This window comes from Neobacillus sp. NPDC093182 (genome assembly GCF_044754045.1).
The window spans coordinates 1-5340 of sequence record NZ_JBIVOI010000037.1 but is presented as its reverse complement, the minus strand read 5'-3'; the positions used below and the strand labels follow the sequence as shown (position 1 = coordinate 5340).

7 protein-coding genes and 2 pseudogenes are annotated in these 5340 nt (G+C 38.4%); 4 read left to right on the top strand and 5 right to left on the bottom strand.

What is annotated here, in order from left to right; all coding sequences use genetic code 11:
* Positions 1-213: hypothetical protein (locus tag ACIQAA_RS32290; protein WP_402627985.1), on the bottom strand; the 213-nt coding region annotated here is incomplete at its 3' end.
* Positions 214-568: 355 nt separating this feature from the next.
* Here ACIQAA_RS32290 and sspO point away from each other — a divergent pair.
* Positions 569-718 (top strand): small acid-soluble spore protein O, encoded by a 150-nt coding sequence (gene sspO / locus ACIQAA_RS32285; RefSeq protein WP_132086590.1) that lies wholly within the window; start codon positions 569-571, stop codon positions 716-718.
* Between the two features lie 107 nt (positions 719-825).
* Here the strand turns inward: sspO and ACIQAA_RS32280 are convergent, their stop codons facing one another.
* The gene (locus ACIQAA_RS32280; RefSeq protein ID WP_402627980.1) at positions 826-1104 is read right to left on the bottom strand and encodes a hypothetical protein; all 279 of its coding nucleotides are present in this window, start codon (positions 1102-1104) and stop codon (positions 826-828) included.
* 116 nt (positions 1105-1220) lie between these two features.
* Between ACIQAA_RS32280 and ACIQAA_RS32275 the strand changes: the two genes are divergently transcribed.
* Positions 1221-1361 (top strand): small acid-soluble spore protein P, encoded by a 141-nt coding sequence (locus ACIQAA_RS32275; RefSeq protein WP_179595556.1) that lies wholly within the window; start codon positions 1221-1223, stop codon positions 1359-1361.
* A 106-nt stretch (positions 1362-1467) separates the two neighbouring features.
* Here the strand turns inward: ACIQAA_RS32275 and selA are convergent, their stop codons facing one another.
* Positions 1468-2874, bottom strand: a complete 1407-nt coding sequence (gene selA, locus ACIQAA_RS32270) for an L-seryl-tRNA(Sec) selenium transferase (protein WP_402627977.1) — start codon at positions 2872-2874, stop codon at positions 1468-1470.
* 96 nt (positions 2875-2970) lie between these two features.
* Here selA and ACIQAA_RS32265 point away from each other — a divergent pair, with 96 nt between their 5' ends.
* Positions 2971-3363 carry an Hsp20/alpha crystallin family protein gene (locus ACIQAA_RS32265; RefSeq protein ID WP_402627974.1) on the top strand — a complete coding sequence of 131 codons (393 nt, stop codon included), beginning with the start codon at positions 2971-2973 and terminating at the stop codon, positions 3361-3363.
* A gap of 105 nt (positions 3364-3468) precedes the next feature.
* Here the strand turns inward: ACIQAA_RS32265 and ACIQAA_RS32260 are convergent.
* Positions 3469-3654 (bottom strand): annotated as a pseudogene (locus ACIQAA_RS32260) (Rdx family protein); the annotation flags it as partial.
* Positions 3655-3850: 196 nt separating this feature from the next.
* Between ACIQAA_RS32260 and selD the strand changes: the two are divergent.
* Entirely contained in the window at positions 3851-4903 is a 1053-nt protein-coding gene (gene selD / locus ACIQAA_RS32255) for a selenide, water dikinase SelD (protein WP_402627971.1), read from the top strand.
* A 279-nt stretch (positions 4904-5182) separates the two neighbouring features.
* Here selD and ACIQAA_RS32250 read toward each other — a convergent pair.
* Positions 5183-5340, bottom strand: a pseudogene (locus tag ACIQAA_RS32250) (UDP-glucose 4-epimerase); the annotation flags it as partial.

Sequence of the window (5340 nt, the reverse complement as noted above, 5' to 3'; positions counted from 1 at the left end):
TCCCCATTTTGCTAAGTTTTCAACGTGCTCCTTTGCGATGACACGGCCATCGTATTGACGAAGCACAGATTCAAGTAATACTTTTACGGAATATGGCAATTTAGTAACGTTGCCAAGACCAGCCTCTTCAAGTGCACTTAAGCGGTAATAGTGATAACGTTTACCGTTCACTTCGAAGGAAGTGCGTGCGTTAAATACATCATTTTTCACCATAGTGAAACCCCCTCATTCGTCATCATTAACTAAAAATTAACGAAAAGTCGAAAAGTTTGAAAATTCCTATCCATCCCTACTTTTCTCACAATTCTAATCTTAATACAACCTTGTACATAAGTAAATAACAAGAAAGTTATTGCGATTGATAAGTTTTTCTTATGTTTTTTATGTATATTGTTCAAAATATTTAGAAAAATCTTATAATACCGTATAACTGAATAGTCCTAAAGATTAGAATTGCGTCATATTTATTATCTCAAAAAACTTTTTTATTGTCATTTATTTTTACCTAAAAGGAAATATTATCTCTATCAGTGAGAATTCAACAGAATTCTCATAGGAGGTGAATGGCATGCAGCGAAGAAAGTCAAATCATGTAATTCCAGGCGCCAACGCAGCTAAAGGTCAAGGTATGGGTGCTGGATATAATGAGGAAATGTCTAACGAACCATTAACAATTAAAGAAAAAATGAACAATAAAAAACGTAAAAAGAATCAATAACATAAAAGGCAGGAGCGCCCGCGTTAGACAAGTACACTAGCCTCCGGGCGCTGAGCTTGATTTGCAGATAAAAAGCAGGAGTCTATCCCCTGCTTTTTATATGTGAATTATTCTGTAAGATTTACTTCTTCCACAATACTCTGCAAATCTTGCTGGAAGCGCTCTAGTTGGGCTCTTTGGTGCTCGGAAGCCACTTCTAACGCATTTTCAATTTGCTGATAAGCTTCATTTACTTCTTCTTTTAAATGCTTTAATTGGTGACCGTAACTGGCACTGTCACTAACGATTGTTTTAAAAAGTCCTTGTGCTTCTTCATAGCCCTGCTGCGCAGCCTGAAAAGCTTGCTGCTTATCCTTATTATATGGAAATCGATCAATCTCCGGCATTGACTGTTTCACTCCCCTCACGTTTCTATAACGTTAAATTGCACAGCACCCTAACAAATTATTCAGCATAAAAAGTCTTCAGCATTGCATCCTAACTATATAGAGGAGGGATGAAAATGGTGAACAAAAACGACGGCAAGGACATGAGAAGAAATCAACCGAAGACGTCTGGCCAGCCTGAACCTTTAAGCGGATCAAAAAAAGTAAAGAACCGCAACCATACACGCCAAAAAAGTAAATCACATCACGATATGTAGAAAAGCGAAAGGCGTCTGCAGCTGGACAATTCTCATAGATGAAATTATTCTTGCTGGGACCTTAGAAATAGTGCTAACCCCCTCTAGACCAATGAGGGGGTTGCTTTTATAATTGGAGTAAGGCTTTAAGTAAAAACTGTTCTTCTTCCTCCGTAACGGTTCTTAAATCAATGATAAATTCATCTTTTTGAATTCGTCCAACAATGGCTGGTTTATATTGTGTTCTTAATTTTCTTCCGACTTGTTCTGCTGTAAGTGTATGATGCTTAAGAGAAATGACCAAGGTTGGCAGCTGCACATCCGGCATCGTTCCCCCGCCTACTTGACTTGTGCCAGGAAAAACTTTCGCCTGAAAATGTTCTGTGCCTTGTAACAAGTTTGTAACAAACCTCTTCGTTCTTTCGTCTAATATATCAATAGAAACTAATAAATCACGGATGGTGGGAATGTTATGTACTCCATGTTCCCCGCGTGCATAATCAATTAGCGTCCCTTCTAACGCGGCTAGAGTCATTTTATCTACGCGAACCACGCGTGCTAATTGGTGTTTTTTTAGCGTATCAATGATTTTCTTCTTCCCAGCAATAATCCCTGCTTGAGGTCCGCCGAGCAGCTTATCCCCACTAAAAGTAACAAGGTCTGCACCCATTTCAAGAACTTCTCTTACAACGGGTTCATCTCCAATTCCATACTTTCTAAAGTCAAAAAGAGCACCGCTGCCAAGGTCTTCATAAAAAATAACATCTTCTGCACCTTGAGTCAGTCGGATGAGGTCTTCCGTTTCGACTGATTTTGTAAAACCAATCACCTTGAAATTACTTGTATGTACTTTCATGACAATAGCCGTTTCAGAATTAAGGGCTTTTTCATAATCATATAAATGAGTTTTATTTGTAGTTCCAACTTCGACTAATTTCGCTCCGCTCTCTTCCATAATGGAGGAGATACGAAATGAGCCGCCAATTTCTACTAATTGTCCTCGTGACACAATGACTTCCTTATTTTCTGCAAGCGCTCTTAAAACGAGATAAACGGCGGCAGCATTATTATTCACGACCATTGCCGCTTCTGCACCGGTAATTTCTTTTAGAAGAGCTTCTACATGGCTATGCCTGGAACCTCTCTCGCCTTCATTTAATTTATACTCTAGGTTTGAGTAATTTTGGGCTGTTTCCACAACATGATGGATGGCATTGTCACTTAGCCTTGCTCTTCCTAGATTCGTATGAAGGATGGTGCCTGTTGCATTAATTACTTTTTCTAGGGTATAAGAAAATTGTTTCTTAATATTTCCACGTAAAAGTTGAAAAACTTCATCTATAAACTGATTTGTGCCCGGGGTGGCGCCATACCAGTCTTTAATTAATAGCAATGATCTTATTTGATCGAGGGTTTCCTTTAGCTGCTTTGTTAATTGTGCAGCATCGAGATTATTCTCCTTAAGGAGGGATTCGAACTGCTCGTGGTTTTGCAATTCATGTACAGCCGGAATTGAGCGTAACCATTCTTTCACCAAAAAAACTCCTTTACTCTGCCTACTTTAGTCCTGTTTTTTCATTTCACCCTTTCATTTTGAATGAATAAAATAAACCATGCAAGGGGGATTGCTATGAAATCCAAAAAAAATATACAGCCCATCAATTTTGACCTTGTGGAAAAGTGGTTGGAAAACTACTGCCTCGATCCTTTAACTACTCAAGATGACTTAACTCAATTTCGAATCGATTTATATGAGACAGACCAAGAATGGATCGTTGAGGCATTGCTTAACGAGTATAACAGCTCGGAAATCAAAGTTTTTATAGAAGATCATAAGCTCGTTATTACTGCTGTTAAATCTTCCACTCCCTCTAATCAACAAAAGAAAGAACGTACTATCGAGTTCCCCTTTGAGGTTATTAATCAAAAAGTTAGTGCTAATTATATTAATGGTATATTAGAGGTTCTGATATCGAAAAATGAAAAAGGATCTGGGAAAAACTGCTATATTACACTGCCCTAAGTTATCTTACGGCATTATTTTTTTTTACGATTTTAGTTAACATAATATCGTTATTAAGAACAATAAACCCTCATATCAAATGGTTGATATGAGGGTAATGTTTATTTATTTTTGTGATATTTTATTAATGATATCCTCGGTGTCTGGAAACACCCCAGTATCTAATTTAGAATAGATTTTTTCCCCGTTTACACTTACTTCAAATGCTCCGCCTGATACAGGGATTAATTCCATTTTTCCAATGTTACGATTAAAGTGTGTAAAAAGTTCTTCCGCGAGACCCGCGGCTTTTGGTGCGTAGTTTCATTGCATGCAGAATTCAACAATAACGTGATAGTTGTTCATCTTTTTACTCCTCCATTACATAAATCTAATTTCCTACATAACTATAGTAAAAATATTTTATCGCACTTGCAAATCTTTTGCTTGTACATAGTGTGTGCAGTTTTTTTTTGAAACAGTTATACTAATTAATGGAGGTGGAACAATGAGTGAGCAAGAGAAAATACGCCTAACCTCTTTATCAACTAAAGCGGGCTGAGGCTGCAAAATTGGTCCTGAGGACCTGGCGCAAGTTTTGCGTCATTTACCTAAGCAAGAACCTGTTCCAGAATTACTAGTCGGACATGAAACTTCTGATGATGCAGGTGTTTATCAGTTAACGGACTCGATTGCCCTTATTCAGACGGTCGATTACTTTACCCCCATTGTGGACGACCCATATATGTTTGGACAGATTACCGCTGCGAACGCATTAAGCGATGTTTATGCTATGGGCGGAGAACCGAAAACAGTCTTAAATATTGTAGGTTACCCAATTAAAAAACTTGGTGCTGAGATGCTTTCTGATATACTGCGCGGTGCGGCAGATAAAGTAAAAGAAGCTGGCGCCTTAACGGTTGGAGGTCATTCGATTGATGACCAAGAGCCAAAATTTGGTCTCTCTGTAACGGGAATTGTTCATCCTGATAAGGTTTGGAAGAACGTTGGAGCTAAGCCTGGTGATGTGTTAGTGATTACTAAGCCGATAGGCGTTGGTATTATTACCACTGGTATTAAACGTAGTGTCGTTACCGCAGAACAAGAACAAATCGTTACCGATACAATGGCTGAGTTGAATAAAACCGCTGCTTTATTATTGATGAACTACCATCCGCACGCTGTAACGGATGTAACAGGATTTGGGTTATTAGGTCATAGCAGTGAGATGGCACGTGGAAGTAATGTGAGTTTTGAAATCAACTACTCTAAAGTTCCAATCCTTGAAGGTGCAATAGAGTTAGCCAGGGATGGAGTTGTTCCTGGAGGTTCCAAATCCAATCATAAATGGTTAATAAATGATGTTGTCTATGAAGATCTTTTGCCAGAAGAACAATTAGTTCTTTGTGATGCGATTACTTCTGGAGGACTACTCGTTTCGATGAGTGAAGAAGAAGCTGTCCAGTATGTGGACAACCTGCATTCTGCCGGTAAACACCATGCTGCGATTGTCGGCAGGGTTACGGAGAAGAAAGAGAAATTAATTTATGCAAAAAGATAACAGCGTGGCAATTGCTGCGCTGCTTTTTTGTGTTTAGATAAGGCGCCCCTGTATATCCGTACAGTTTTTAACTTAAGTGTACAGTTCATACAAAAAAGTGTACAGTTCATACAAAAAACCGTACAGCTTCTACAAAAAAGTGTACAGCTTCTACAAAAAACCGTACAGCTTCTACAAAAAACCGTACAGTTTCTACAAAAAACTATACAGCTTCTACAAATTAACCATCAAACAAAAAATAGATGACCCAATAAATAAGGTCATCTATCTAAATAAGGATTAAACTCCGCTCGCTTTCGTTTTGTTCATGGTCAATTTATTCGTTAACTTATTGATCATATCGTCTGTCATTTTCGCTAAGTCGTATTGGAATTTAAAGCCCCACTCTTCTTCTGCTGCAATCGCATCGATCGAATTTGGCCAGCTGTCGGCAATTC

Bases quoted from the DNA above. Each gene is read 5' to 3' on its own strand.
- sspO (WP_132086590.1), top strand. From the start codon at position 569: ATGCAGCGAAGAAAGTCAAATCATGTAATTCCAGGCGCCAACGCAGCT.
- ACIQAA_RS32280 (WP_402627980.1), bottom strand. From the start codon at position 1,104: ATGCCGGAGATTGATCGATTTCCATATAATAAGGATAAGCAGCAAGCT.
- ACIQAA_RS32275 (WP_179595556.1), top strand. From the start codon at position 1,221: ATGGTGAACAAAAACGACGGCAAGGACATGAGAAGAAATCAACCGAAG.
- ACIQAA_RS32265 (WP_402627974.1), top strand. From the start codon at position 2,971: ATGAAATCCAAAAAAAATATACAGCCCATCAATTTTGACCTTGTGGAA.